29 protein-coding genes, 2 tRNA genes, 1 other RNA gene and 1 riboswitch are annotated in these 25,356 nt (G+C 53.2%); of the genes, 25 read left to right on the top strand and 7 right to left on the bottom strand.

What is annotated here, in order from left to right; translation table 11 throughout:
- Positions 1-42: 42 nt before the first annotated feature.
- The 6 genes from L2W58_RS00230 (at position 43) to L2W58_RS00255 (ending at position 3,349) form a co-directional block, all read left to right on the top strand.
- Entirely contained in the window at positions 43-1,299 is a 1,257-nt protein-coding gene (locus tag L2W58_RS00230) for a hypothetical protein (RefSeq protein WP_420827979.1), read from the top strand.
- Positions 1,300-1,381: 82 nt separating this feature from the next.
- Complete coding sequence (locus L2W58_RS00235) at positions 1,382-1,711, top strand: hypothetical protein (protein ID WP_236100934.1); 330 nt, start codon at positions 1,382-1,384, stop codon at positions 1,709-1,711.
- Positions 1,711-1,896, top strand: coding sequence for a hypothetical protein (locus tag L2W58_RS00240; protein WP_236100935.1), 186 nt, complete (start codon positions 1,711-1,713; stop codon positions 1,894-1,896). Before L2W58_RS00235 ends, L2W58_RS00240 begins: the two co-directional genes overlap by 1 nt.
- A 73-nt stretch (positions 1,897-1,969) precedes the next feature.
- On the top strand, positions 1,970-2,422 hold the full coding sequence (locus L2W58_RS00245; protein WP_236100936.1) for a hypothetical protein: 453 nt from the start codon (positions 1,970-1,972) through the stop codon (positions 2,420-2,422).
- Positions 2,419-3,021 (top strand): glycoside hydrolase family 108 protein, encoded by a 603-nt coding sequence (locus L2W58_RS00250; RefSeq protein WP_236100937.1) that lies wholly within the window; start codon positions 2,419-2,421, stop codon positions 3,019-3,021. The genes L2W58_RS00245 and L2W58_RS00250 overlap by 4 nt, the downstream gene beginning before the upstream one ends.
- 13 nt (positions 3,022-3,034) lie before the next feature.
- Complete coding sequence (locus tag L2W58_RS00255; protein ID WP_236100938.1) at positions 3,035-3,349, top strand: phage holin family protein; 315 nt, start codon at positions 3,035-3,037, stop codon at positions 3,347-3,349.
- A gap of 72 nt (positions 3,350-3,421) precedes the next feature.
- Here the strand turns inward: L2W58_RS00255 and L2W58_RS00260 are convergent, their stop codons facing one another.
- The 4 genes from L2W58_RS00260 to L2W58_RS00275 form a co-directional block, all read right to left on the bottom strand.
- Positions 3,422-4,555 carry a tyrosine-type recombinase/integrase gene (locus tag L2W58_RS00260; protein ID WP_236100940.1) on the bottom strand — a complete coding sequence of 378 codons (1,134 nt, stop codon included), beginning with the start codon at positions 4,553-4,555 and terminating at the stop codon, positions 3,422-3,424.
- A 228-nt stretch (positions 4,556-4,783) separates the two neighbouring features.
- Positions 4,784-4,874 (bottom strand) — tRNA-Ser (locus L2W58_RS00265).
- A gap of 55 nt (positions 4,875-4,929) precedes the next feature.
- Positions 4,930-5,400, bottom strand: a complete 471-nt coding sequence (tadA, locus tag L2W58_RS00270; RefSeq protein WP_236100941.1) for a tRNA adenosine(34) deaminase TadA — start codon at positions 5,398-5,400, stop codon at positions 4,930-4,932.
- A 14-nt stretch (positions 5,401-5,414) separates the two neighbouring features.
- Positions 5,415-6,497, bottom strand: a complete 1,083-nt coding sequence (locus L2W58_RS00275) for an outer membrane protein assembly factor BamB family protein (protein WP_236100942.1) — start codon at positions 6,495-6,497, stop codon at positions 5,415-5,417.
- A gap of 87 nt (positions 6,498-6,584) precedes the next feature.
- Between L2W58_RS00275 and L2W58_RS00280 the strand changes: the two genes are divergently transcribed.
- The 14 genes from L2W58_RS00280 (at position 6,585) to ffs (ending at position 17,610) form a co-directional block, all read left to right on the top strand.
- On the top strand, positions 6,585-7,601 hold the full coding sequence (locus tag L2W58_RS00280) for a hypothetical protein (RefSeq protein WP_236100943.1): 1,017 nt from the start codon (positions 6,585-6,587) through the stop codon (positions 7,599-7,601).
- Positions 7,588-8,295: a PDZ domain-containing protein gene (locus L2W58_RS00285; RefSeq protein WP_236100945.1), complete on the top strand. Its 708-nt coding sequence runs from the start codon at positions 7,588-7,590 to the stop codon at positions 8,293-8,295. Before L2W58_RS00280 ends, L2W58_RS00285 begins: the two co-directional genes overlap by 14 nt.
- Positions 8,295-8,993 (top strand): hypothetical protein, encoded by a 699-nt coding sequence (locus tag L2W58_RS00290; protein ID WP_236100946.1) that lies wholly within the window; start codon positions 8,295-8,297, stop codon positions 8,991-8,993. Before L2W58_RS00285 ends, L2W58_RS00290 begins: the two co-directional genes overlap by 1 nt.
- A 12-nt stretch (positions 8,994-9,005) precedes the next feature.
- Entirely contained in the window at positions 9,006-9,362 is a 357-nt protein-coding gene (locus tag L2W58_RS00295; protein ID WP_236100948.1) for a hypothetical protein, read from the top strand.
- Positions 9,363-9,460: 98 nt separating this feature from the next.
- The gene (locus tag L2W58_RS00300; RefSeq protein ID WP_236100949.1) at positions 9,461-10,489 is read left to right on the top strand and encodes a GGDEF domain-containing response regulator; all 1,029 of its coding nucleotides are present in this window, start codon (positions 9,461-9,463) and stop codon (positions 10,487-10,489) included.
- Positions 10,490-10,525: 36 nt separating this feature from the next.
- Positions 10,526-10,613: transfer RNA gene (locus tag L2W58_RS00305), tRNA-Ser, on the top strand.
- Positions 10,614-10,731: 118 nt separating this feature from the next.
- Positions 10,732-11,814 carry an FtsH protease activity modulator HflK gene (gene hflK / locus L2W58_RS00310; protein ID WP_236100951.1) on the top strand — a complete coding sequence of 361 codons (1,083 nt, stop codon included), beginning with the start codon at positions 10,732-10,734 and terminating at the stop codon, positions 11,812-11,814.
- Between the two features lie 12 nt (positions 11,815-11,826).
- Positions 11,827-12,684, top strand: a complete 858-nt coding sequence (gene hflC, locus L2W58_RS00315; RefSeq protein ID WP_236100952.1) for a protease modulator HflC — start codon at positions 11,827-11,829, stop codon at positions 12,682-12,684.
- A 20-nt stretch (positions 12,685-12,704) separates the two neighbouring features.
- A riboswitch (cobalamin riboswitch) is annotated at positions 12,705-12,842 on the top strand.
- Between the two features lie 176 nt (positions 12,843-13,018).
- Positions 13,019-13,819 carry a sirohydrochlorin cobaltochelatase gene (locus tag L2W58_RS00320; protein ID WP_236100953.1) on the top strand — a complete coding sequence of 267 codons (801 nt, stop codon included), beginning with the start codon at positions 13,019-13,021 and terminating at the stop codon, positions 13,817-13,819.
- Between the two features lie 93 nt (positions 13,820-13,912).
- Positions 13,913-14,902: a FecCD family ABC transporter permease gene (locus tag L2W58_RS00325; protein ID WP_236100954.1), complete on the top strand. Its 990-nt coding sequence runs from the start codon at positions 13,913-13,915 to the stop codon at positions 14,900-14,902.
- Positions 14,899-15,666: an ABC transporter ATP-binding protein gene (locus tag L2W58_RS00330; protein WP_236100955.1), complete on the top strand. Its 768-nt coding sequence runs from the start codon at positions 14,899-14,901 to the stop codon at positions 15,664-15,666. Before L2W58_RS00325 ends, L2W58_RS00330 begins: the two co-directional genes overlap by 4 nt.
- Entirely contained in the window at positions 15,645-16,547 is a 903-nt protein-coding gene (locus L2W58_RS00335) for an ABC transporter substrate-binding protein (protein ID WP_236100956.1), read from the top strand. The genes L2W58_RS00330 and L2W58_RS00335 overlap by 22 nt, the downstream gene beginning before the upstream one ends.
- 33 nt (positions 16,548-16,580) lie before the next feature.
- Complete coding sequence (locus tag L2W58_RS00340; RefSeq protein WP_236100957.1) at positions 16,581-17,459, top strand: hypothetical protein; 879 nt, start codon at positions 16,581-16,583, stop codon at positions 17,457-17,459.
- A gap of 52 nt (positions 17,460-17,511) precedes the next feature.
- An RNA gene (gene ffs / locus L2W58_RS00345) (signal recognition particle sRNA small type) lies at positions 17,512-17,610 on the top strand.
- 15 nt (positions 17,611-17,625) lie between these two features.
- On the opposite strand, the gene L2W58_RS00350 is transcribed toward ffs, so the two are convergent.
- Positions 17,626-17,919 carry a metal-sensitive transcriptional regulator gene (locus L2W58_RS00350; RefSeq protein WP_236100958.1) on the bottom strand — a complete coding sequence of 98 codons (294 nt, stop codon included), beginning with the start codon at positions 17,917-17,919 and terminating at the stop codon, positions 17,626-17,628.
- Positions 17,920-18,172: 253 nt separating this feature from the next.
- Between L2W58_RS00350 and rpsB the strand changes: the two genes are divergently transcribed.
- From rpsB to frr, 4 genes are all read left to right on the top strand, one after another.
- Positions 18,173-18,970 (top strand): 30S ribosomal protein S2, encoded by a 798-nt coding sequence (gene rpsB, locus L2W58_RS00355; protein ID WP_236100959.1) that lies wholly within the window; start codon positions 18,173-18,175, stop codon positions 18,968-18,970.
- A 60-nt stretch (positions 18,971-19,030) separates the two neighbouring features.
- Complete coding sequence (gene tsf / locus L2W58_RS00360) at positions 19,031-19,624, top strand: translation elongation factor Ts (RefSeq protein ID WP_236100961.1); 594 nt, start codon at positions 19,031-19,033, stop codon at positions 19,622-19,624.
- Between the two features lie 77 nt (positions 19,625-19,701).
- Entirely contained in the window at positions 19,702-20,424 is a 723-nt protein-coding gene (gene pyrH, locus L2W58_RS00365; protein ID WP_236100962.1) for a UMP kinase, read from the top strand.
- 41 nt (positions 20,425-20,465) lie between these two features.
- Positions 20,466-21,026, top strand: a complete 561-nt coding sequence (gene frr, locus L2W58_RS00370; protein WP_236100964.1) for a ribosome recycling factor — start codon at positions 20,466-20,468, stop codon at positions 21,024-21,026.
- 59 nt (positions 21,027-21,085) lie between these two features.
- Here frr and ade read toward each other — a convergent pair whose 3' ends face one another.
- Both ade and L2W58_RS00380 read right to left on the bottom strand, forming a co-directional pair.
- The gene (gene ade / locus L2W58_RS00375) at positions 21,086-22,801 is read right to left on the bottom strand and encodes an adenine deaminase (RefSeq protein WP_236100965.1); all 1,716 of its coding nucleotides are present in this window, start codon (positions 22,799-22,801) and stop codon (positions 21,086-21,088) included.
- Positions 22,802-22,899: 98 nt separating this feature from the next.
- Positions 22,900-24,201: an NCS2 family permease gene (locus tag L2W58_RS00380; protein ID WP_236100967.1), complete on the bottom strand. Its 1,302-nt coding sequence runs from the start codon at positions 24,199-24,201 to the stop codon at positions 22,900-22,902.
- A 178-nt stretch (positions 24,202-24,379) separates the two neighbouring features.
- Between L2W58_RS00380 and L2W58_RS00385 the strand changes: the two genes are divergently transcribed.
- A complete protein-coding gene (locus L2W58_RS00385) occupies positions 24,380-25,336 on the top strand; it encodes a 2-hydroxyacid dehydrogenase (protein ID WP_236100969.1) in 957 nt (318 codons plus the stop codon).
- The last annotated feature ends 20 nt before the right edge of the window (positions 25,337-25,356 follow it).

Raw genomic sequence — 25,356 nt, forward strand, 5'->3', positions numbered from 1 at the left:
GTAAAAAGAGTCGATACTCTGGGGTGTCATCCCCTGGTGCTCATGAAGAAATTGGCGGCCATAGACGGTTTGGAGATACTCAAGGAGGAAAAGCACGTCCACGACGGGGTGGAATACCCCTACCGCATCGTGGCGAAGGTGAAAGACGGGCTGTACGTGGAGGCGAAAGACCCTCTATACGAACAAGCAACGGCTCCGGAAAAATTGCCCCAAAAGATAGACTCGGATGAAGTGACGACGGAGTTTTTGCAATTGGAATGCTCCCAGTCGACGCTGACAAGCCCCAATGTTTCAAATAGATATATCGTAATTCCTTCGGAGCAATCGCTTGTTATGGAGGCTTACGGGGCTAGTTTCCTGGTTGGCAGTCCAGCGGGACCGACCTCTACTCGTAAATGTACAGTTGCGACTTGCGTCGAAAGTAGTCCAAAAGATTCGGGGATATATTCCTTTGGTGCCCCTGTATTGTCGTTTCCAAGCGGGGCGAAGATCTCCGGCAAGGATAATGTAGAGGAAGCTCCTTTTAGCATCTCTTTCACGGGGAACGACTGGGCTTATTTTGAGAACGATGATGGAACTGTTGACGGGTATCTCAAAGGGATACAGTTAAATCACACCGATGCTAGCGGGGCTGGGTGGAGTGGTTTTGGCGTCTGCCTCAACGTAGAGGCCCTTCACGATCTCGAATGGGAACCCGTTTATTCAAAGGGCTACGGAACTCGAAAGGTGCTTTTCTTGGGCTCTCAAAGGAACTGTTCCGTTTTAGTCGTCTCCGGGACAGTCTTCAGGGTTAGTAGCTCGGTTTCTCCCGAGGGGGATTTAGTCTTTCCCTCTACTTGGCAAACTCTCCCATGCGTTCCTACAGTGATGACAAACCAGGGAGGGCTTTTCTTTTGCTATAACTCTGCTGAAATTCGCTCGGGCGTGATCGCGGCAATCACACTGGACACATCAAAAGGCAATGGCCTTGAGGGATCTTTCCCTGCTATCTATGACTCAGGGGTTTTGTGCGGGGTTCATGCTGTGGGAGGAGAAAGGCTCCATGTACAAGGATCTCCCAGCAACCCGTCAGGCACGGTCGCAATGCAGGTCTTTGTGCCGGAGGTTCCTATCCCCACGGATTCCGTCAGCGGCGGACCGGTAGTTACGGACCTGTTTGCCTACAGCTCTCAGGAAATCAGGGGAGCGTTGCCCGGACTATTGGGGGTTCCGGAGGCTCTTTCCGTCGGGTCCGTGGGGTGGCTGGACGGCAAGAGGTATCGGGTCCATCTTCCCGGACGTATGCTCCAGATAGGGTAGAGCCATGCCTACGTACAAAAACGAAAAGTCCTACCCGATATCTTTCGGGCGGCATTACTGGGTACCCGGCGAGGAAAAACGGGTGCCCTTTTTCATTCCCGCCGAGGAGATCGGACTTACCGTCGTCTCCGACGATCCTAAGCCTCGCTCTCAGGTGCTGTATTCCGGAGAGGTGACCGTCCCGCCCGGAGAGACCGTGACATTGCCGGTCCCCTATTGCAGAAAGCTCTCTCTCCAGGCGGCCACCGAGGGGGACGACGTTGCGGAGATCCATCTGGGGGAAAGATCTATAAAGCTGGATGGGAAATACGGGCTCGACCTCGACCGCTTGGCCTGGGGAAGGCTGGGCGAGATCTCCCTGTCTTCCTCGGCGGGGGCAACCGTGAATCTTCTCGTTATGGAGGTGTCTTGATGGGACGTTTCACAAAACAGCTGGACGTAGACCTCTCTCCGGTGTTGTCGGGAATGGGTGGTTTGTCTTCGAAGATGGACCGGATATGGGATCAGATAAAGACGCCTGGCGCTCCTCCGAAGAGCAACGTCGTCATGGTGGGAGCTTTGAGGTTGGGTATGGAATTGGAGACGCCGGAGGCGTAGCGAACGGCATAAAGTTTCGGGGAAGCTCGGCGTGGGCTTCCCTTTTTTTGTTCCGAAAAGAGGAGGAATCCCGATGAGAGAGAACGTCGAAAAGATCAAGGAAGCTCTGAGTACTCTGGTGGCCGACGCTAAGTATCTGAAAGAGCGGATGAACGAACTGTCCGAGTGGAACAGTCTCAAGAAGGTAAGGGAGAACCTATCGAATGTGGTCGACTTCGTTGGGCGTATAGTCGTGTTCGCCGAGTTGGCCACCTCGCAGGTGAAGGACGAGATCTCGGGGCTTCAGTCGAAGGACAAGAGAGACGCCGTCGTGGAATACCTGGATGGCTTGATAGTCCTTCCCTGGTTTCTGGAGCCCTTCGACGGCCCCATCATCCGAGGACTGGTGGACTATGCCGTGGACAAGCTGAACGAGCGCCTCGGTCACGACTGGGGGCTGGACAGGATAGAGGAGCTGGCGACCCATGGCAGGGACATATTGGATATAGCGGGCCCTTTGCCCTGGGAGGCGAGGGGGACGAAGTGACGGACAGGTTCTCTGAAGTCCTCTCCGTGGTCCTGGGATTCGAGGGCGGATATGCGGACGATCCGGACGATAGGGGAGGACGGACCAATTACGGCATAACGGAAGATACCCTTAGATCCGCCTATGAGAGAAAGATAGTCTCCCATAACGACATAAGATCTCTATCGAAGGCCGACGCCGCCCTGATCTACTGGTCCGACTACTGGGAACCTATAGGAGCCGATGGGATGCCGGAACCGCTGGATCTCGTCATGTTCGACTGTGCCGTGAACCACGGCGTGGGAGGGGCCGTAAAGCTTCTACAGGAGGGGCTCAACTCGATATTGAAAGACACAGTCCTCGCAGTCGATGGAGCGATAGGTCCGAGGACCAGGGCGGCACTGGCGACTCTGAGGAAAGAGGACGCCAGGCTGACGAACGGAAGCGGCGACGTGAAGCCTTATTCCCTCCTTCGCTATCTCTGCCTTGAGGTTTTGATGAACCGTACGAGGCTGTACGATCGCCTAGCGGATAGGAATATGTCGCAACGTAAGTTCCTGCGAGGGTGGATTCACAACAGGGTAGTGAAGCTGGGGAAATCGGCGGGACTGGAGGATTGAAGGAGGCCTGACTTTGCTTGATGACATCATGGAGACGTTGCGTCATATCCTGGCTCTTCTTTTGCCGCCCGCCTTGATGGCCATGGGAGGGTCGGCGGTTAAATATGGCCGCCTTCACCGGTCCGAGTCCTTCTCCTGGAGAGATTTTATGGTCGGGATGGCAACGGCCGGTTTTGCCGGAGTGGTTATGCACTGTCTTTGCCGCGGCCTGGGACTGAACATCTGGATCACTTCGGCTGTGGTGGCCATGTCCGGATATAGCGCAGGTCAGCTGTTGGATTACGGACAGGAACTGCTTCTGAAGTGGCTGGAGCGTAAGGCGAGATAACAACACGCCCTCTCGGGGATCTCCTCGGGAGGGCTATATATAATGTAAGAACTTTTTATCCCGTCGATTATTCTATGGTCTAATCTCTTCTCTTTGTTCGTCTAGCCAGTCTGCCCACCATTGCATAAGCTCACGTCGTTGAGGCAGATATTCGGCGTGGTTGTAGGCGGCTCGTACGGCGTTCTTGGGGACGTGTGCGAGCTGCCTTTCTATGACGTCCGGTGGCCAGCCATGCTCGTTGGCGATTGTCGAGAACATCGAACGGAATCCGTGACCGGTCATCTCCTCTTGAGTGTATCCTAATCTGCGTAAAGCAGCTAAAACGGTGGCGTCGGACATCGGCTTGACCGTAGACCTTATCGATGGAAAAAGATACTGGGATTTGCCGGAGATCTCCTTGAGCTTATTGAGGACCTCTACTGTTTGACGTGATAAGGGGACCCAGTGAACTCGTTTCATCTTCATCTTTTCAGCCGGTATTTTCCAGGTGGCGTCGTCGAATTCAATCCATTCTGCCTTCCTCAATTCGCCAGGTCGGGCAAATGTGTATGCCTGGAATAAGAGTGCGTACTTGATCTGTCCAACCAATCCGGCATCGATATCTCTCATGAGTTGCCCAATCCGGGCGGGGTCGGTGATGGTGGCCATGTGGGTAGTCTTGACCGGTTGCAGGGCTCCCTTGAGGTCGGCGGCGACATCTCTGTCGCACCTTCCTGTTGCCACTCCGTATCTAAGGATCTGCCCACACATCTGGCGAGTTCGTCTGGCGGTTTCTATAGTTCCTCTGGCCTCTATTTTCCTGATAACTTGCAGCAACTCTGGAGCTGTAAGGGATCGGACGATTTTATCCCCTATATGGGGAATTAGCAGGGTGTCTATTTTATAGACCAGAGTCTCTATATATCGAGGCGCTTTCGTCGGTCTCATACGGACCGCAAGCCATTCGTGGGCCAGTTTTGCGAAGGTTGTGTCTGTGGGGGATGTTGAAGACGATTTGATCTCATCTCTTATCTGACGAGCTTTCATGAGGGAGACCCCAGGATATTCTCCTAAGGTCTTTTTGCTCTCTTTTCCGTTCTTCCAGATCCTAAGTTTCCATACCTTTCTACCTGTAGGACGAATCTCCAGAGACAGGCCCCTTTCGTCCACCAGCCGGATAACCTTATCGCCCGGTTTTGTTTTGCGTATTTCAACGTCAGTGATCACTACGGTTTGCCTCCTTTGTAGAGACAGAGACGAGGTACGGTGATGATTGCTGTTTTTCGGCAGGGGTACGGTAATAGGTACGGTTTTGTTTGTCCTTTACCGTCATCGCTTGTCAATTTTGCCTCGTATCTCCAGTTGGAGTATAGCAAAAAACCCCTGGAATTCCAGGGGTTTGAGGTGTTTTTGTCGTAGGCTGTCACTGGTCGACAGAATGATTAAATTTTGAAGTGGCGGAGGAGGTGGGATTTGAACCCACGGAGGAGCAGAGCCCCTCACTTGATTTCGAGTCAAGCGCCTTCGACCGCTCGGCCACTCCTCCTCGACAGGAAGCAATTATACCTATCGGAATCCCTTTTTGCAAGGGGAGCTAGTTTTTAGGGGCTTCCTAGAGAAGTATCGTTGGTTTTCCTTTTTTTATTTCGACATTCGACGAAGAAGTCCTGTAGCATCTTTCTGCATCTGTTCTCTTCGATTCCTTTTATGACCTCGCACCTGTGGTTCAACCTGGTGTCCCTGGTTATGTCGTACAGGGTTCCGCTTGCTCCAGCTTTTGGATCGGTGCAACCGTAAACCACCTTGGCTATCCTCGACTGAACGATAGCTCCGGCACACATCGGGCAGGGTTCGAGAGTTACGTATATCTCGCATCCCGAGAGGTTCCAGCTTCCTCTTGCTTTCGCTGCCTCCCTTATGGCGACTATCTCCGCATGGGATGTGGGATCGTGGTCGATCCTTCTCAAGTTTCTGCCTCTCCCGATTACCTCGTCTTTGTAAACGACCACGGCACCTACGGGAATGTCTCCCTCAGAGGCGGCTTTTTTCGCCTCTTCTATGGCTAAATCCATAAAATTTTTGTTCCTCATCGCCCTTCCTTTATCGAGTAGACCGATCCGTCCATGGTACCTATGAAAATACTTCCTTTGGAGATCACGGGAGTGGAGACCAGGTTCGATCCTAGATCTATTGACCAATACTCCTCACCGGTGTTCCCGTTAAGACAGTGAAGTTTGCCGCTTTGTTCTGGGACATATAACCTGTCTTGCGAGGCCATCGGAGAAGCGGCGATTCCTCCCTCCATCTTGATGGACCACAGGGAGGCCCCATTTTCGGTTCCTACGCAGTAAAGGGTTCCGGATGACGTCCCTAGATAGGCCCGTTTTTCCGATAAAACTATGTCTGTGGTAGCTGCTCCGTCGGCTTTGAAGCTCCACAGGGGGGTAACTCCCTTTACCCTTATGGCGTGCAGTACCCCATCCCATCCGCAGTAGTAGACTACCCCGTTGGAGTAGGCAGGAGTGGCATCGATAGGTCCGCCTGAAGATCCGCCCCATGTTCTTTTTCCCGAATCCAGGCTTAAAGCATGAAATATGCCAGCGTGGTCGCCTACGTAGACAAAGGGAGGAGCTATCAGCGGGGAGGACAGAATTTCTCTGGAGGCCTTGAACCTCCATCTCTCCTCTCCCGTTTGAGTGTCCATTCGAACTACTTTTCCCTCTAGATTGGCCGCTATAAGAGCGTTTTCATGTAGTGCTAAAGAGGAGTTTATTCCTCCTGATCCCAGCTTATCCGGAGCGTCTGCTAGATTTTTGCTCCAGTAGGTGGTGCCGTTTACGATCGATAGACAGTACACTACACCCGCTCCGGATCCCACGTAAAGCCTGTCTTTCATGACTGCCGGTGTTCCGTAAAGCAGTACGTCGAAAGCCCTCTGCCATTGAAGTTTGCCGGTTTCTCCGTCCAGGCAATAGAGGTTGCCGCTTCCGTCGGAGAAGAATAGTCTTTCTCCGTCCGTCGCCATATCTCCTGTTATTCCGTGGAGCGCTTTATAGTGCCAGGATATGTTTTGCGATAGGTCCCTGTCGGCAATAGGCGTTTCGGCCCATGCAAGAGACGCCGATAGGATCATAAACGAGCTGTAAAAAAGTGCGAAAAACCCCTTCATCTAGATCACCTCTTCAACTTTTTTGGGCTACAATATCACTATATCATTGCCGAGACATTTATGTATGTAATAGGGGAGGTGGCGTCCATGTCGGAAAGGGTCTCGAAAAACGAAAATCAGGAAAACGAAGCGGTCGATGAAGGAGGCAGGATAAAGACGTTCTTCTCTAGGCTGAATTCGATAATCCTATCTCCCTTCAGGGTGATTCTATCGGCTAAAAGCAGGGGCTCCGTGTTCGTCCTTGCCATGGTGGTGTCGACTTTGGGTGGTGTGGGGTGGATATTATACGACAGCTGGAGAGAGAAAGACTCCCTGCCTGTCGGATGTGTGGATCAGAATGCTATGATGGCCGTAGGTGGTCTGGAAAAGGATGAGCCTTTCCTGGTCTACGTATCTGAGAGGCGAAGGTTGGAGGATGTCTCCGCCGATTTCTACTCCCTTTTCCCCGGATACCCGGTGGACTCCATGGCCGTCGTCTTCTCTCCCGACCGAGAAAGGGAAGTCGGATTTTCCTCCGCCGTTTTCTGTCTGGATTGGCTCGAACTGGGAAGCGATGTCAGAAAAAAACTGGTGGAAATACAGAGAGGGAGGTCGAAGGATCCCTCTTTTCTGTTTGGAGAAAATCCTGTAGGAATCTCTCCCGACGGAGAAATCGACAATATTCCGGTTTTTAAGGCGGTTTTCTCGTCTCGAGAGATGCTGTTCGTATCCTTCGGTAACGCTCTGTTGCTTTCCAGAGATAGGGATTCCATGATCGATTCCTTGAAAGCCTTAATTCATGCTATGACCAGACTATCCTGGGACGAGGGAGGGCGGATAGTCCGTTCTTTTGTCGAAGGCGACAGACGGTACAGATTGTATCTTTACTCGTCTTCGAAGGATCTCTACAGCGTCCTACCCAGAAGAGCTCATCAGAGTCTGTCGGTGGATCTATTGCTGGATATGGCTATGGAACAGGTGGCTTCCTCACGTTACTCCGATGAGATACTGTCGTGGCTTATTCGAAAGGAGGGTGCCGGTATCGATGATATTACCTTTGCTACGGATCCGATTCTTTATCCTAGCCTTTCTCGTGTCGATTTTGCCCTGCGTGGCGATAGCTGAGGGAGGGGTGCTGTCTGGAATTTCGTTTTCTACGATAAACGGAACCGTGATGGTCGAGGACGTAGAATCTCGGAGTGCCGCAGAAGATGGCGGAATTATTGTTGGAGATCGGATCGTCTCCGTCGACGGTCAAGATACCTCGTTGGCGGAAGAAATGGATTCGTACGTGGAGGAAAAACTGGCCGAGGGATGTTCGGTTATAGTGGAGGTAGAGGGATCGGGAAAGCGAAGACTGGTTTGGATTCGCCTGCCCAAAATGTCCAGGTCTGACTCTCGGTTTTTGGATGTCTATGCCCATATCAGAGAACACTGGAACAATATGGTCTCCGTTTGGGACTCTGCTTGTTCCCTCTATTACGATGTTGCGTCTGGGTCTGAGGACGAGGATCTTTTTAGGTCGTCGGTCTTGAAGGATACAGGAGAGATTCAACGCTTGAGGACCGTTTTGATAGATACAACGATACCCTCTCTCCCTGGTCCTTTCTGGACGGAGCTTTCAAGGGCTAAGGAATTTATGGAATGGACCGCCTTTGCCATGGATGAGGCCATCCAGAACATGGCTTTGGAGGTGGGGAATAAGAACGCTGTTCGACGGAGGATGAACTCGGTCAGGTGGGGCCGTTCCGCCGTGGAGAGGCATCTTTCCCTTGCTTTTAGAGAATCCGGAGTGGTAACAGAAAGGAGCTTTTTCTGATGGTGAAAAAAATTCTCTTGTCTTTGTTGTCGGGGCTTTTAGTCTTTGTCGCATCTTCCGGCTTTGCCGTTACCTACATAGCGGAGCCCGTTCTGGTTACCCAGCCGGTCTACGATGGAATGAGTTTCTATGTCTACCGTCCTTACAATATGCCTGCCGGATGGTTTGTGACATACGATGGATATCCCGTTTCTCGAGGAAACGAGGGTAATTGGGTTTACGGCGTTCCTCAAAACGACGGGACCCTGGTCCGTACCGGCTATGTTGTCGGCTCGGTCGTTCCCTTCCAGCAGGCCAACTTGACCCCTGTTGTTACAGTTCCCGTGAACAACGGGGTCATGTCTTCCGGTTCGGGGCCTACTCCTAGATGGATGGTGGACGATAACTTCCTTGTGGTTACCGGATGGCAAAGAATGGTCGATCGCCTAGCCGTTTTACACAAGCCTAAAATCCCCTTGGCTTGGAAGGGAGATCGTCCTGAGGTCCTATATGGATGGACTGGAAAGAGCTGGTATCAGATGATCTGTAAGGACGGAGAATCGCCGGCTGAGACCCTTAAACGCCACGTATACGAATTGACCAAGATGAGCAAGCAGAGCGGTTACAGATGGAACGACAGGGATACCGCTATTTTAGCGGCCCAGGCTCCGGCGTGGGGTTTTCTCTGGATGGGTCGAATATCACCTATAAATCTCTAGGAAGTGATCTCCGTGACCCGTGGTTTTATCGCTCTGCTACTATCGTTTTTCCTGGCATCGAATGCAGATGCCGTGATGGGCAATGCTCCCGCTCTGCTGGCCCACCCCGACTACCATAACGACTATGTCGTTCCACTTCAGGTTCAAGAGGGGTATTATCTCACCAAAGACGGATATTCGGTGGTTCGAACTCCTGAAGGAGGCTGGGCCTACTTAGACGTTACCCCGACTTTTATATTCGGCGGTGAATTGGCCGTGATATGGTTTCCTGTTACCTTTATTGAACGGAAAAGTCCGGAGGTTCTCTCTCTCTCTGACGGTGGATATACAGGGGTGGAACCGTCTCACTATACCTACGAACTGCCCTGACCAGAATTTATGTAGCACAACGACCGCAACCGTTTTGTTGTATAATTCAAAATGTGCGGTTGTGTCGCCGCCGTCTCGTATATGATGGAGGTGTTGAGATGGGGTTGTTCGGTCTTAACGAAGATAGTAGCGATGTAGTCAAAATTCTGATAGCCAACGATTCCAGACTTGAAAAACGCATCCTTTTCGACGGAATAGATCGCTTTTTCCCCGATAGATCTCGTCTCATAGTAGAGAACTGTTCGAGAGGCGACAAGGCTTTGGATTACATACTCAAAGAGAATCCCGATATGGTGTTTCTCGACTGGGTCCTGCCGGGGATCGAGGGGCCCGAGATATGTCGTTCCGTAAGGGAAAAAGAGGGAGACGACGACTTCGGATACTGTTACATAGTAATGACCACTTCGATGGACGATAGAAGTTCCATCGCTCACGGTCTTTCATCCGGTGCGGATGACTTCATCACGAAGCCCTTCCATTCCGAGGATATAGAAGCGAGGATTACCGTAGGACTTCGTCTCGTGGAAGCCTATCGAAAAGTCTTGAGGCAGAAGGAAGCTATAGATAGGATGTCCAGAACGGACGAGTTGACAGGTATCCTCAACAGACGTTACGTTTTGTCCTGTTTAGAGAAGAGCCTTGATAGGGCTCAGAGAGAAAACCGTCCTCTTTCTATCTGCCTATGCGACGTGGATTTTTTCAAGCATATCAACGACACCTACGGGCATCAGGCAGGAGATTTCGTCCTGAGAAAACTGGGCTATTTTATGGAAACTTTCTTGGAGAAGCGCGGCGTAGCCGGCAGGTACGGCGGCGACGAGTTTCTGTTCGTTTTTCCCGAAGCGGATGAGGCGGAGGCCAAGGAGATAGCGTGTTCTCTGTACGAGAGGATAAGCTCTGCAAAGTTCGTTTTTAACGGCAAGGAGCTTCCGATCTCCCTTTCCTGCGGTTTTTCCTTCGTTCAGTCGCCTTTGGAACACGGGATGTGGAATTCCTCCAACCTGATAAAGATGGCGGACGACGCCCTTTACGAGGCCAAACGCAGAGGCAAAAACAGGATCTGCCTATATAGCGACGAAGGGATGGAGGAAATTTCCTCCGAACGAAGCTATCAGGATCTTGCCTGATGGGATAAAACGTGTTAGAATTCCTCTCGTTGATCTGGAGGGGTGTCCGAGTGGTCGAAGGTGCTTGCTTGGAGAGCAGGTGTACCGCAAGGTACCGTGGGTTCGAATCCCACCCTCTCCGCCAGATGATTGAGCCGTCGTGCCTTGCACGACGGCTTTTTTTTATTCTCAGGGCTTGATCTGTTGTATGATTGTTCTGGTTCGAGTATGTGCTTTAGAGATCTTTTGAGAGGAGGTTCGTTGTGGATTTTAGATCGATTTTATCGCTGGCGGTCTTGGTCGCTTTGTTGCTGTTTCTTAAGTTCGTAAAGGATAAATCCTCGTCTGGGGAGGATATCTCCCGGCATCTCGCCTTTCTTAATCGGCTGCGGTCATGGGGGAAGAAGGTCGTTTTGTCGGTCTTACTTGCTTTGATCGTCTTGGTTGGAGCTCTGGACGGGATATACATCGTTCCGTCCGGTTCTCAGGGAGTGCTTTTCCGTCTGGGAGAGGTAAAGTACGTCGCGGACCAGGGGCCTCATGTGAAGATCCCCTTCGTCGACGTAGTGGAGATAGTCAACACCGAGAACATCCGTCGTTTCGAGTACGGCTACAGGACGGTAAGCGTAGGTCCTCCCGCCAGGTACAGAGATGTACCCGACGAATCGAAGATGTTGACCAGGGACAACAAGATCATAGAGATCGATTGGGTACTTCAGTATCAGATATCCGATCCGGTCGACTACGTAACCCATATCCCCGAGAACCAGAACATGAGGGAGAGGATGATAAGGGATATAGCCGAATCCTTCATGAGGGAGGTCATAGGAGCGAGGATCCTGGACGATGTCCTGACGAAGGAGAAGCAGGCGATCCAGACCGAGGTCAGGAAGGGGCTTCAGGACAAGATGAACGCTCTCTCCACAGGAATTTTCGTTTCTTCCATCTCCTTGCAGGACGTTATTCCCCCTCAGGCAGTTCAAAAAGCCTTCAACGCGGTCAACTCGGCCAGAGCGGAGAAGGAGAGGATGATACTTGAGGCCGAGCGCTACGCTAAGGAAATAGCCTCTGAGGTGGCAGGAGACGTCGAGAGGATCCTGAACGAGGCCAACGCCTACGCCTTTAGAAGGGTGGCTTTGGCAGAGGGAGATGTCGCTAGGCTCAGTGCTTTGAACGAAGCCTACAGGGTCGATCCCGATCTGGTAAAGTTGAACCTCTGGATGGAGACTATGACCGACGTGTGGAAGGAAATCAATCCCCTGTTTCTTCGGTCCTCCGAGGCCCTGAAGTTTCTGCCTTTGGACCGGTTTATCGAGTCTTCCGAAAGAGACGTCAAGGGCGATTGAGGAGGTGGAGGGATGACTAAACAGCTCAAAACAGTGTCTATCGTCGGGGTGATGCTATTTTTTATGTTACTCCTGTACGGTTCCTTTTACGTGGTTCGTCAGGACGAGCAGGTAGTGATACTCAGACTGGGAGAGATCGTCTCGACCAGGCGAGATCCCGGCATAGCCTTTAAGGTCCCTGTCATCGATACGGTAGTGAAATACACTAAAAGGCTTATAGAGTACGATGCCCATCCGGTTTCGGTGGTGATGGCCGACAAAAAAAATCTCATATTCGACTCCATCGCGGTTTTCCAGATAACCGATCCGGCCACCTTCAGAAAGAGGGTCCGAACCATATCCGCTGTCCAACAGAGGCTGGACGACTCGGTGTATGCCGCCGTCAGAGCCGTGGCAGGGCAGGTTACCTTCGACGAGATCCTTTATCTCAAGAGGGAGGAAGCGGAGGCTCAGGCTCTCAGGATCGCGGCGGAGGAGAGCGAGAAATACGGTGTCACCATAAGGACCGTGGAGTTCAAGAGACTGTTTCTCCCACAGGAGAACGAGGAGGCCGTCTATCGTTCGATGGAGGCGGGGAGAAACAGGATGTCCGCCCAGTTGAGGTCGGAGGGGAAGGCCGAGGCCATGAAGCTGCGTTCAGCAGCGGACAGAAATAGGGTGGAGGTCTTGGCCTCCGCCATGAAAGAGGCCGAACAGATCAAGGGAGAGGGCGACATGAAGGCTCAGAAGCTGTTAAGCGACGCCAATCGTGCCGTCAAGGGCCTTTATCCCTTTATGAAAAAATTGGAGTTTTATAAAAAGGTCCTGCCGGGCAGAAACGTCATAGTCGAGAGCGAAGAGGGTATCTTCAAGGGTATGGACCGCCCCTGACGTATTGTAGTTTCATCTTTTGTGATATACTCGGTCGAGAAAAATAGAATATCCGACATCTTTAGATCAGGGAATCCGGTTAGACTCCGGAGCGGCCCCGCCACTGTAAGTTCGAATTTCGAACGAGCCAGAATGCTGTTCTCGAGATGACGATGTGTCTCTGCGCGGGCGGATTTCACATGATGTCTATGGAGGCCCCGTGGCGATTTCGCTTCGGGGTCTCTTTGGTCATAATATATCGGGAAAGGTGATGTGTTTGTTGAAAAAGTTGGTCTCGGTTTTGTTGTTGTTTTCTGCGATCTTTGTCGCTGGTGTCGCGTGGGGAGATGATTCGGTGAGCAAGAAAGGCGTGTTGATGGTATCTTTCGGAACGACCGTTCCGTCCGGTCAGAGGGCGATAGATAACCTTTTTGCGACCCTCAAGTCGGCCTGTCCCGACAAGGAGGTTCGACTGGCCTATACGTCCAACATAATCAGGCGTAAATTGGCTAAAGAGGAGAATAAGACGATCGATAGCCCAATGATCGCTCTGTCCAAGATGAGGGACGAGGGATTCACCGACGTCGTGGTGGTGTCCACCCACATCATCCCTGGGGAGGAGTATGGAGACCTGGAGGAGATCGTCAGGGCCTTCCAGTCGGTCAGGGGAAAGTACGGCTTCGATCGTCTGGTGCTGAGCGAACCTTTGCTGTATCATGAGGAAGACTTCGAGGCTATGGCCGGTTTCCTCGACAGGACCTACGGCGATAAAGTCGACGAGGACAGAGTCGTGGTCCTGATGGGACACGGTACCCCCGATTTTGCCAACGCCGCATACGGGCATCTCCAGGCTGTTCTGGAGTCGTCGCTTCCTGGTTTCATCGTGGGAACCGTCGAGGGGGCTCCTACTCTGGACGACGTCCTGCTTCGTCTGAAGGCTAAGGGAGCTCGTAAGGCGACCTTGGCTCCCTTGATGATAGTCGCCGGAGACCATGCTACCAACGATATGGCCGGTCCTGAGGATGATTCCTGGGTCACCGTGATCAAAGGCGAAGGGTATCGAGTCTCCTCCGTCCTGAAAGGTCTGGGCGAATACGACGAGATCGGTGCCATGCTGGTCCGGAAGTACCGGGCCGCTGCCGGAGATGGCTTTTAAGGGCAACTTGGATCGATTTTAGTCTCTGCGTCCGAAGCCTGTTTCAGGTTTCGGACGCCTGTTTTTTATCTACTGGTAAGGGGAGGGACCGTCTTGAGGATTACCGATCGCATAAGGCAGGATAGGAAGAGGGCTTTTCTATGTGGGTCCCTTCTTTCGGTCGCTTTGATCGCTTTGTTCTTCTGGCGTATAACCTCTGGAGATGTCGACCTGTCTCTTTCGGATGTGGCAGGGGCCCTTCTGGGGTGGGGATCGAACGACCAGGCCCATGTAATCGTCAGGGTGGTGAGGCTTCCCAGGATAATGGCCTCCATGGGGGCCGGGGCCTCTCTAGCTGTATCGGGAGTAGTTCTGCAAGCCCTTCTCGCCAACCCTCTGGCTGAACCCTACACTCTAGGAATAGCTTCAGGCGCGGCTTTCGGGGCGTCTTTGGCGATATTGTCAGGTTGGGTCGTTACGATATCGGCCTTTGCCGGAGCCCTCGTAGCCCTAGCTTTGGTCATGGCCATTTCCTGGCGTTCAGGCGGATCCACGGGACACACCGTCCTGGCCGGGATAGTGGTGGGGTCCTCTTTGTCCGCCGGGGTGACCTTGGCGAAAGCCCTGGCCGGAGATAAGGTGGCTGGGATAGTCTTCTGGCTCATGGGAGGGTTCTCCGGGGCCTCCTGGGGAAGCGTCTTTTGGGTCTGGTTCGGTGTCTTGATCGTATCTTCGTCTTTATTCTTCTCCTCCGATCTGGACGCGCTTTCCCTGGGAGGAAACAACGGAGCCGTGCTGGGAGTCGACGAGAGGGTGCTGAGGCCTTTGTTGGCGGTTGCCGCGGCTTTCTCTGCCGCCTCTGTGGTCTCGTTTTTCGGGGTGATCGGCTTCGTCGGCCTCGTCGTTCCTCATCTCGTAAGAATCTCCATAGGCGCCTCTCACAGAGTTCTTCTTCCCCTGTCGATGTTGACCGGGGCTCTTCTTCTTTCTGGAGCGGATGGAATCGTCAGGGAGCTGGGAGAGCTGCCGGTCGGTGTCCTGACCTCCCTGGTAGGAGGTCCTTTTTTCTGCTGGATCCTTATAAGAGAGAGGGGAAGAGGATGACTTCACTGGTTCTGGACGATATCTCCGCCCTGTATCCAAGTGGCGGTGGCGTGGCCTCCATCTCGGCCGAGGCCAAGGGCGGAGAGATAACCGTTTTGATAGGTCCTAACGGAAGCGGCAAAAGCACTCTATTGAAGGCTATAGCGGGGTTGATAGACTATGACGGTTCGATCAGGCTGAACGGAGTCGACCTGGAAAGCATGGGCCGAAGGTCGAGGGCCGCTCTCTTCGCCGTGGTCGATCAGATCCCCTCCATGAACTATCCCTTTTCCGTGACCGAGGTTTTGGCTATGGGGCGCCTACCTCACGGCAGGGACGAGCCTAGAAAAAACTCGACACTGAGGAGCGTCCGTAGAGCGGCAATCGCCATGGACCTGTCGGATCTATGGGATCGACCGGTTACGGAGCTTTCTGGAGGGGAGAGACAGAGGGTGGCCATAGCGAGAGCTATCGTTCAGGATAGCCCGGTTATGCTGATGGACGAGCCATCCTCCGCTCTGGACCCAGGTCACGTGTCCTCTCTCTTCTCGTCCCTCAGGGGGATGGCGAATCGGGGTCATGCCGTTATCGTCACGGTTCACGACGTCAATCTGGCGGCCATGTTCGCCGATAAGGTCTGGCTTATGGACGAAGGTCGTCTGGTGAAATACGGGAATCCGGAGGACATCCTCTCTCGGGAGAGGCTGTCTCAGGTCTACGGAGTCAATTTTTATCGATACGACGGAGAAAGGGGGAGGTCTCTTTGGTTTTTCGAGCTGGATTGATGGCTTTCTATCTGTTCTTCGCGGGGATTGCCTTTGCCCAGGGGAGGATAGTCGTTCACGACGACCTGGGGAACTCTGTATGTCTCTCCGGTCCCGCCACGAAGGTGGTCTCTCTCTATGCCGGACATAGCGAGACACTGTTGGCCATGGGCTATGGGGATCGGCTGGTGGCGGTGTCTCAAAGCGACGATGGAGAGCTTTTCCCAGGGATACCCAGGCTGTCTCGTAACTTCGATCCCGAATCGATCATAGCGCTGAACCCAGACCTGATCCTATCGAGACCTATGCTGGAGGGTACCCACGGTCGAGCGCTCGACGTCCTTAGACGGACCGGTATTCCCGTGGTGAACCTGGATCCTCCGGTGTGGACGTCACTGTTCGATTACGTCAGGACCATAGGAGAGCTCTTCGGCGATAGAGACGACGTCCAGGTGGATCTTCTGGCCCGTTCCATCGAGCGACTTTCCATAATGGCGGAGACCCGCAGGGCAGGCGGGAAAAAACCGGTTTTCTTTTTGGAGACCGGCGAAAAAGGCATAAGGACCTGTTCTCCCGACAGCTGGGCCGCCGGAATTCTCGAATTGGCCGGAGGGGTAAACGGAGCGTCCGATGCTTCTCCCCTGAGAGAGGGGAGTCCCTTGGCCCCTTACGGAATGGAGCGATTGATCGGTATAACTCCGACCTTGGATGTCTACATAGTCCAGCAGGGTGCCATGAACGACGTGACGGAAAAATCCGTGTACGAAAGGCCCTGGATAGAGATATTGAGGGGAAAGAGGATCCTCTTTATGGACGAGAGAGACCTGAGCCGTCCGTCGGTCTACAGGATGGAGTCCTCCGTTAAACGGTTGACGGATTTCTTTTTTCCCGAGGATCTTTAGGCTGTGATGGATTGGGGACTATGGGGTGACTTCATGAGAGGGGAAGCCATCCTGACCGTGAACGTCCTGATAGGCCTGTTCTTCGGGTGGCTCCTGGTGCGCTTCGGGGTCTCTGACAGGCTTTTGGCCCGTATAGGACCGAAAATCGCGAGATGGGGAATCCACCCGGACATAGTGACGGCTCTGGCCTTGAGCCTGGGGTCGTCAAGGGTAGCGGCCGGAATGCTGGCCTCTGCGGCGGAGCAGGGAAGGCTTGAGGAAAGAGATTTGGTATGGGGAGTTCAGCTCATCTCCTTTCCAGGATATCTGAGACGTTGGTCTACGTCCACTCTGGGGATGTCCATAGGATTGGCCGGTCTCTCCGGTGGAATATACGCTTTGTCCCTTTTGCTCAGAAGCGCCGTCCGATTCTGTTTTTTTCTTGGACTTGTGTTGAGACACGGTCGGTCGGTCGACCTGGAGGAGGTCAACTGGCAAGGCAGCGGGAAGGTCCCCTCTCTGTGGGGAATGCTATGCAGGACGTTGCCGTGGGGATGGTTTTTTTTCGCCCTGGCATTCTGGGGGATGCCCTTTTTGGAGCCGATGTTCAGGGAATGGGGCAGGGGGCTGTCCATGTCTCCCTTGGGCTGGTCCGTAGCCTTGGCGGGAATGGCCCATAACTCCGCCGCCTTGGCCGCCGCTGGAGCAGCCGTCTCCGGAGGCCATATCTCCTCTGCGGAGGCCGTTTTAGCCCTTCTTGTGGGAAACTCTTTGGGAAGTCTGTCCAGGATAGGGAGGCAGAATCTGGCTTTTTGGTCCGGCCTCTTTCCGAGAAAGACAGTGTTTAAACTCTTGGGGTGGTATCTTGGAACTCTGGTGCCTCTCATGGCCCTTTGGATTTTAGCGGCCGTGTTGTTTTGTCGAGTTGTATGATTTACCCAGTTCTGATACAATGGCCTCCGTCATCGAAAAGCTCCCTACAGGGGGCCCAGTCCCGTGCGGCGAGAGCCCGTGAACCCCGTCAGGTCCGGAAGGAAGCAGCGGTAAGCGGTGTCCCTTGGGTGCCACGGATCCCTGGGTCTCCTGTAGGGAGCTTTCTCTATTTTATCGGCGCTATGTCCACCAGTGCCTCTATAAGTTTCTGGAGCCTCTTCACGTCGACGTCGTTTTCGGATAGACCGTCGGTCATGCAGATGGAAATGTAGTTCTTGAGTATCTCCAGACAGGCGTTTTGAAGCGCCTTTCTTGCGGCGGAAAGCTGTAGCAGAACGTCGCAACAATCCTTTTCCTCTATTATCATCCTCTGGATTCCCCTGAGCTGTCCCTCGACCCTTCGAAGTCGATTGAGCATGGCCTTTCTCTCCGGAGAGAGATCGTCCAGTTGTTCTATCAAAGACTGTGTCACTGTGCTACCCCTTCCCTTTTTGAGGATACTCTATCCGAGTCTCTCACGATTCAAAAAACCTCGGTCATGGTAATATGAAGCTTCTTGATGGTCAAGTCCGACTATGCTATACTTTCCGATGGCCCATATTTATATGGGGCGCATTCCACACATCGGGTCGGAGGTCGGGGTGGTGCCTTTTTGGTTCCCGTTCTCGTAGCCCGGTGGAGGATAAAACCACATTCATTAAGGAGGAAACACCATGTCCGTAGTCAGCATGAAGCAGCTTCTCGAGTGCGGTGTCCATTTCGGTCACCAGACCCGCCGCTGGAATCCCAAGATGAAGCCGTTTATCTTCACCGAGAGAAACGGCGTCTACATCATCGACCTTCAGAAGACCGTCAAGGGACTTGAGAAGTCCTATTCTTTCCTGAGAGAGGTCTCCAAGGAAGGCGGCAGCGTTCTTTTCGTAGGGACCAAGCGCCAGGCTCAGGACACCATCAGAGAAGAGGCCATCCGCTGTGGCCAGCACTACATCAACCAGCGTTGGCTCGGTGGCTTGCTCACCAACTTCCAGACCATCCGTAAAAGGGTTCTCAAGATGGTCGAGCTCGATCGCATGGAGTCTGACGGCTCCTGGAACGATCTTACCAAAAAAGAGGTGGTCCTGCTCAAAAAGCAGAAGGCCAAACTTGAGAAGTACCTTCTCGGCATAAAGAACATGAAGGTCCTTCCCGATGCACTCTTCATTATCGATCCTCGTCGTGAGGACATAGCAGTCAAAGAGGCCAGGAAGATTGGTATACCGGTCATCTCCATAGTCGATACGAACTGCGATCCCGAGGTCATCGACTATCCCATCCCCGGAAACGACGACGCCATAAGGGCCATCAAGCTCATCTCCGGGCTCATGGCTGACGCCGTAATAGAGGGACGTCAGGGAGTGGACGGAGCCAACGGATCCGACGATTCCGACGATGTCAGCGACAACGACATCATCGAGGTCAAGGAAAAGCTCACCGAGGCATATGGAGAAGACACCGCCGAGGGTGAAGACTAATATCAGGACGGCCGTCGATAGAGCTGTCTTCTTTTTAAAGGAATAAGGGAGGATCTGACCATGGCAATCAGCGCATCTGACGTCAAGAGTCTTAGAGAACGTACCGGTTGTGGCATGATGGACTGCAAGAACGCTCTTACCGAGTGCGACGGCAACGTTGAAAAGGCAGTTGACTATCTTAGGGAAAAGGGATTGGCTAAGGCGGCAAAGAAGGCCAGCCGTGCGGCCAAAGAGGGAAGGGTTTTCTCCTACATCCATACCACCGGTAAGATCGGTGTCCTTCTCGAGCTCGACTGCGAGACCGATTTCGTGGCTAAAACCGACGAGTTCCAGGAGCTGGGACACGAGATAGCCATGCACGTGGCCGCTGCCGCTCCGCTCTACGTTTCTCCCGAGGAAGTACCCTCGGAGGAGCTCGATCGCGAGATAGAGGTTTACCGTCAGCAGGCCCTTCAGGAGGGCAAACCGGAGAATATCCTGGACAAGATCGCCGAGGGCAGGGTCCGCAAATACTACGAGACCGTGTGTCTTATGGAACAGCCTTGGATCAGGGACGGCGACAAAAAGATCAAGGATCTCGTTATAGAGGCGGTCGCCAAGCTTGGCGAGAACATGGTGGTCCGTCGTTTCGCCAGATTCTCGATCGGAGAGTAGTTAGATCAACGATAGAGGGGCTCAGGGATTCCTTATCCTGGCCCCTTTTTTTTGGAAAAACACGGGGGGATTCGTCAGTGGCAGAGTTTAAATACAAGAGGATATTGTTGAAGCTTTCCGGAGAGGTGTTGGCCGGCAAGCTCGGTTTCGGATTGGACTTCGACGCCATCAGAAGCATATCCCACCAGATCGTGGAGATCTCGAGAGCAGGAGTCGAGGTCGGACTGGTCGTAGGGGGGGGCAATTTCTTCAGGGGTAAACAGGCCGTCGACGAGGGCATAGAGAGGTCTCAGGCCGATTACATGGGAATGCTTGGTACTGTTATAAACTCCCTGGCTCTTCAGGACGTACTGGAGAAACAGGGCATCCCCACCCGGGTTCAGACGGCCATCCAGATGCAGGAGATAGCCGAGCCCTATATCCGAAGAAGGGCCCTCAGACATATGGACAAGGGACGTGTTCTCATCTTCTCCGCCGGGACAGGCTCTCCCTATTTTTCCACTGACACGGCAGCGGCTCTTCGGGCCGCAGAGATAGGTGCCCAGTGTCTCGTGAAGGCCACCAAAGTCGACGGCATATACGATAAAGATCCCATGAAGAACTCCGATGCCGTCCTCTATTCCTCCTTGACCTATATGGATGCTCTGAGGCAGAGAATAGAGGTCATGGATGCCGCTGCCTTCTCCCTGTGTATGGAAAACAAGATTCCCATAGTGGTCATGAACGTTCTGGAGGACGGTAGATTGGCCGATTTCTTGATCCGAGGTAAGAAGATTGGTACGATAGTTTCGGGGGAATAGCCGGATCACAGATCAGCGCCACCGAAAAGGAGAGTGTTTCCATGAGCGAGGTAACGAAGTTCGATCTTGAAGAGAAAATGGAGAAAGCGGTGGACTTCCTTAAAGGGGAGTTCGTAGGAATCAGGACGGGAAGGGCTCATCCTGGTTTGGTAAGCGACATCAAGGTGGACTACTACGGAGCGTCGACTCCGCTTAAACAGCTTGCCACCATAAGCGTTCCGGAGGGGAGATCTCTTCTTATAACTCCCTTCGACAAGACCGTCCTTAAGGACTTGGAGAAGGCCATCTTAGCCTCCGATCTCGGCGTAACCCCCCAGAACGACGGACAGGTCATAAGGCTGAACCTGCCGGAACTCACGGGAGACAGGCGTAAAGAGCTTACCAAGATGGTCCATAAGCTTTCCGAGGAGGCCAGGATCGCGGTAAGAAACCTGCGTAGGGACTGTAACGATTTCTACAAGAAAAAGCTGAACGAATCGGAGATAGGCGAGGATCAGTACCATGACTTTTTGGATCAGATCCAGAAGATAACCGATGGGTACATACAGGATATCGACAAGGTCATGAAGGACAAGGAAGAGGAGATCCTCACCAAGTTCTAGCCTTTTTAAAAAGCGGAGGAGAAGGGAACCCCCTTCTCCTCCGCTTTTATATGTTCTTTTCATACGAAAAGATCCAGCAGCCCCCCAGCGTCCAGATCGACGTATCCCTGATCCGTCAACTTGAGCGTAGGTATCACCGATAGAGACAGAAAGGCCATGATCATAAAAGGATGTTCCAGAGAACAGCCCAGCTTTTCGACCGATATCTCCATCCTCTCGTATTGCCCCATGATCTCTTCGGGGCTTTCCTGGCTCATAAGCCCTCCGACCGGCAGTGGTAGGGAGGACAGGATTTTTCCGTCCAACACGGAGACGAATCCACCACCTAATCGTCTCAGCTCCTGGAGAGCCGACACCATGTCGTCGTCGTTCGTCCCTATGACGCCGAAATTATGAGCGTCGTGGGCCACCGAGGATGCTATGGCACCTCCTGTTAAGCCTATTCCGTGAACGAACCCTATGCTCACCCTGCCGCTGTCGGTGTTTCTGTCGACCACCGCCATCTTTACGACGTCCTTCTCGATGTCGGATATAACAAAGCCGTCTTTTATCTTTGGGGGCATTATGAGATGCTCCGTCACCAGCTGTCCCGGTTTTGTGCCTATCACCCTTATATTCCCGCCTTGGAATTTTACCTTCAGATCTTCCGAGTCGGGGATCTTGGTCGTCTTGGACGGCGATGGATAGCGTCCCTCTCTGGCAAGAGGGTAGTTGGACAGGGACCCGTTTTCCGCCACCAACGTACCGTCCTTCCAGACCATCTCGGCTCTGCAGTTTTCCGTGGAGTCGATGAGGACCATGTCGGCCCTGTAGCCCGGCGCAATGGCCCCTCTGTCCTTCAGTCCGAAATAGTCCGCGGCGGAGAGAGTCACCATCCTGAGAGCGGTCAGGAAGGATATCCCGAGCCTCTGAGCCATCCTGAGCTTCTCGTCCATGTGTCCTCTGCTTAAGATGTGGGGGACGTTGAGATCGTCGCTCACCATCATGGATCGACATCCCCGTCTCTCGTCCTGGACTATCATCGGGGCCAGATCCTCCAGGTTGTGCTCGCTCGCTCCCTCTCTTATCATCACCCACATGCCTCTGCGAAGCTTTTCTACCGCCTCGTCCAGCTCGTAGGATTCATGGTCCGAATCGCATCGGCTCAGGAGGTAGGCGCACAGGTCCTTTCCCGTGAGGCCCGGAGCGTGTCCGGTCTTCACCTGATCTCCCGAGACGAGTATCTTGCCCCATAGATCGGGATCGCCTTCCAAAACGCCCGGGTAGTTCATAACCTCTCCGAGGCCGGTGCACCATCCTTTTCGAAACATCCGGTCCAGGGCCATAGAGTCCAGTCTGTCGAAGGGGGTCTCGAAGGGGGAGGCCGGAACGCAGGACGGAGCGTTCAGGAATACGTCCATAGGAAGGGTTCTAGAGGCCCTGTGCATATACTCCAGACCGGCCATTCCGGACGTGTTGGCTATCTCGTGAGGATCGGCGAATACCGCAGTAGTCCCTCTAGGAAGGACCAACTCGGCGAATCCCTCCGGAGTCAACATGGTGCTCTCTATGTGACAGTGTCCGTCTATGAACCCTGGAACCAGATATTTCCCGGCCCCGTCAACTGTTCTCTTGCCTGTGTATCCTTCTCCTACCCCGACTATGAGGTCGCCCGAAACGGCTACGTCGGTCACCTCCAGCTCGAAACTGAACAGATTGGGAACCGTGACGTTGGATATAACCAGGTCCGCCGTCTTTTCGCCTCTGGCCTGAGCCAGCATGGATTTCACGTTCATGTCGAATAACTCCCCTTTCTGTTTCATCTCACCCACTATAGAGAGGGGCAGGGCTCTCTAAACGAAAGCCCTGCCCCTTCTTTGTCGTTCGGTGAGTTTTACACGAATATCTCCTTGAGAATGAATATGACGAAAAGTCCCCACATTACGGGGCTTATCTCGTTTTTCTTACCGGCCGCGAACTTGAGGATCACGAAAGTGAGGATGCCGAACTCTATCCCGTTGGCTATGCTGTAGGTGAAAGGCATGATAAATATAGCTATAGCCGCCGGAATAACGTCGGTGTAGCTGTCGAAGTCCAGGTCCTTGAGGCTCATCATCATGTAGACCCCGACCATGATCAGAGCGGGAGCGGTCGCACAGGCCGGAACGATGGACACTATGGGACTGAAGAAAATGGCCAGAAGGAAGAGTACCGACGTCACGAGAGCGGTGAGCCCGGTCCTGCCGCCCTGTTCGACTCCGCTGGCGCTTTCGACGAAGGACGTGATAGTAGAGGTGCCGAGAACAGCTCCGCAAGTTGTCCCTATGGCGTCCGCCATTAAGGCGTTTCTGGCCCTGGGTAGGTTGCCCTTGTCGTCGAGAAGTCCGGCTCTGTTGGTGACCCCTACCAGAGTGCCGACCGTGTCGAAAAAGTCCACGAAGAAGAACGTAAAGACTATTATCCAGAAGGTTCCGTTCGCCAGCTGGGAGAAATCCATCTTCATGAAGATCGGAGCGATGGAGGGAGGCATGGAGACTATCCCTTCCGGCATGGAAGCCACTCCCATAGGCACAGCTATGGCAGTTACGGCCAGGATTCCCCACAGGATGGCTCCCTTGACTCTGTGGGCTTCCAGGGCCATCATTATGACGAAGCCTATTATCGTAAGTATGACCGGCTTGGAGGCCAGATTGCCCAGACCTACCAGGGTGGCGGGATTGTCTACGACGATTCCCGATCCCTCAAGACCTATGAGGGCTATGAAAAAGCCTATTCCGGTGGAGATGCTGATCTTAAGGGATTTCGGTATACTGTTGACTATAGCCTCTCGTACCTTGGTCAGTGTAAGGACTATGAATAGGAGTCCTTCCACGAAGATCGCCGCTAAGGCCACTTCCCAAGGTATGTTCATACCCAGCACCACGGAAAAGGCGAAGAAGGCGTTGAGTCCCATGCCGGACGAGAGAGCTATGGGGTAGTTGGCCATTAACGCCATGAGTAAAGTTGCCAGAGCGCTGGCGAGACAGGTCGCTACCATGAGAGGACCGAAGGGCATCCCCGTTTTGGACAATATGCCCGGGTTGACGAAAATTATGTATCCCATGGTCATGAAGGTGGTGATACCGGCCATAACCTCCGTCTTAACGTCGCTCCCGACTTCTTTCAGCTTAAACTGCCTTTCTAGCCAACTTGCCACGATGATCCCTCCTGAAATAATGAAGATGTCTTTACTTAAAGAATATAATATAAGTATAGACCTGGTTGAAAAGCATTTCAACGAGATGCCCTGTCGCAGGGGATCAGGATTTTAAATGCTTTCTCTCCGAATCGTCTTATGATACCTTTGAGATGCTCTGTTGAAAAGGAGGAATACCATGAATAAAGTCTATGTATGCCATAAAATTCCGGAGGCCGGTTTAAATTTATTGAATGGAAAAGTAGAATATCGGTGCTGGGACGGAGATGGACCGGTTCCGAGGGATCTGCTTTTGAAGGAGATATCCGACGTGGACGGAGTTATCACCATGTTGACCGAGAAGGTGGACTCGGAGTTCTTCGACAACGCCCCGAGGGTTAAGGTGGTCAGCAACTACGCGGTAGGTTACAACAACGTCGACGTGGAGGAGGCCACTTCTAGAGGGGTAAAGATAACGAACACCCCTGGCGTTCTGACGGAGGCCACCGCCGACATAGCCTTCGGGTTGCTTGTGGCGGCGTCCCGCAGGTTCACCGAGGCGGAGAGGTATCTTCGTTCCGGAAAATGGACCTGTTGGCATCCCACCATGTTGTTGGGACGGGAGATATTCGGCAAGACCCTGGGCTTGATAGGCTTCGGAAGAATAGGGAAGGCCGTGGCCCGAAGGGCGGCCGGATTCGGCATGAAGGTAATCTATCATACCCCTTCGGGAGGTCCTGCGACGGCTCAGGACGACTGTCCCCGATGGGTCTCATTTGAAGAGATCCTGGAGAAAAGTGACTATCTAAGCCTCCATTGCCCTCTGAACGATCGTACGAGAGGGCTTATCGGTAAGAAAGAGCTGGAAAGGATGAAGCCGGACGCGGTTCTGGTGAACACATCCAGAGGCCCTGTCGTGGACCAGACGTCACTCTACGAGTCTCTCAGAGACGGGGTCATCGGCGCCGCCGGTTTAGACGTCTACGACGAGGAACCGATATCGTCGGATGATCCCCTACTGTCGCTCGAAAACGTGGTCATGTTGCCCCATATAGGCAGCGCCACCAGGGAGGCAAGGGATGCCATGGCTACAATGGCCGCTTCCAATATGCTGGACGTGCTGGAAGGAAAGGAACCGAGAAACCCGGTGAATTGACATCGTGTATAGGGGGAGTT

This window comes from Dethiosulfovibrio faecalis, assembly GCF_021568795.1.
In the GTDB taxonomy this organism is placed as follows: Bacteria; Synergistota; Synergistia; order Synergistales; family Dethiosulfovibrionaceae; genus Dethiosulfovibrio; species Dethiosulfovibrio faecalis.

Bases quoted from the DNA above. Each gene is read 5' to 3' on its own strand.
- L2W58_RS00340 (WP_236100957.1), top strand. From the start codon at position 16,581: ATGAGAGGGGAAGCCATCCTGACCGTGAACGTCCTGATAGGCCTGTTC.
- tadA (WP_236100941.1), bottom strand. From the start codon at position 5,400: ATGGATTTAGCCATAGAAGAGGCGAAAAAAGCCGCCTCTGAGGGAGAC.
- L2W58_RS00245 (WP_236100936.1), top strand. From the start codon at position 1,970: ATGAGAGAGAACGTCGAAAAGATCAAGGAAGCTCTGAGTACTCTGGTG.
- L2W58_RS00240 (WP_236100935.1), top strand. From the start codon at position 1,711: ATGGGACGTTTCACAAAACAGCTGGACGTAGACCTCTCTCCGGTGTTG.
- frr (WP_236100964.1), top strand. From the start codon at position 20,466: ATGAGCGAGGTAACGAAGTTCGATCTTGAAGAGAAAATGGAGAAAGCG.
- hflC (WP_236100952.1), top strand. From the start codon at position 11,827: ATGACTAAACAGCTCAAAACAGTGTCTATCGTCGGGGTGATGCTATTT.
- tsf (WP_236100961.1), top strand. From the start codon at position 19,031: ATGGCAATCAGCGCATCTGACGTCAAGAGTCTTAGAGAACGTACCGGT.
- L2W58_RS00290 (WP_236100946.1), top strand. From the start codon at position 8,295: ATGGTGAAAAAAATTCTCTTGTCTTTGTTGTCGGGGCTTTTAGTCTTT.
- L2W58_RS00385 (WP_236100969.1), top strand. From the start codon at position 24,380: ATGAATAAAGTCTATGTATGCCATAAAATTCCGGAGGCCGGTTTAAAT.
- L2W58_RS00230 (WP_420827979.1), top strand. From the start codon at position 43: ATGAAGAAATTGGCGGCCATAGACGGTTTGGAGATACTCAAGGAGGAA.
- L2W58_RS00330 (WP_236100955.1), top strand. From the start codon at position 14,899: ATGACTTCACTGGTTCTGGACGATATCTCCGCCCTGTATCCAAGTGGC.
- L2W58_RS00280 (WP_236100943.1), top strand. From the start codon at position 6,585: ATGTCGGAAAGGGTCTCGAAAAACGAAAATCAGGAAAACGAAGCGGTC.
- L2W58_RS00275 (WP_236100942.1), bottom strand. From the start codon at position 6,497: ATGAAGGGGTTTTTCGCACTTTTTTACAGCTCGTTTATGATCCTATCG.
- rpsB (WP_236100959.1), top strand. From the start codon at position 18,173: ATGTCCGTAGTCAGCATGAAGCAGCTTCTCGAGTGCGGTGTCCATTTC.
- L2W58_RS00300 (WP_236100949.1), top strand. From the start codon at position 9,461: ATGGGGTTGTTCGGTCTTAACGAAGATAGTAGCGATGTAGTCAAAATT.
- ade (WP_236100965.1), bottom strand. From the start codon at position 22,801: ATGAACGTGAAATCCATGCTGGCTCAGGCCAGAGGCGAAAAGACGGCG.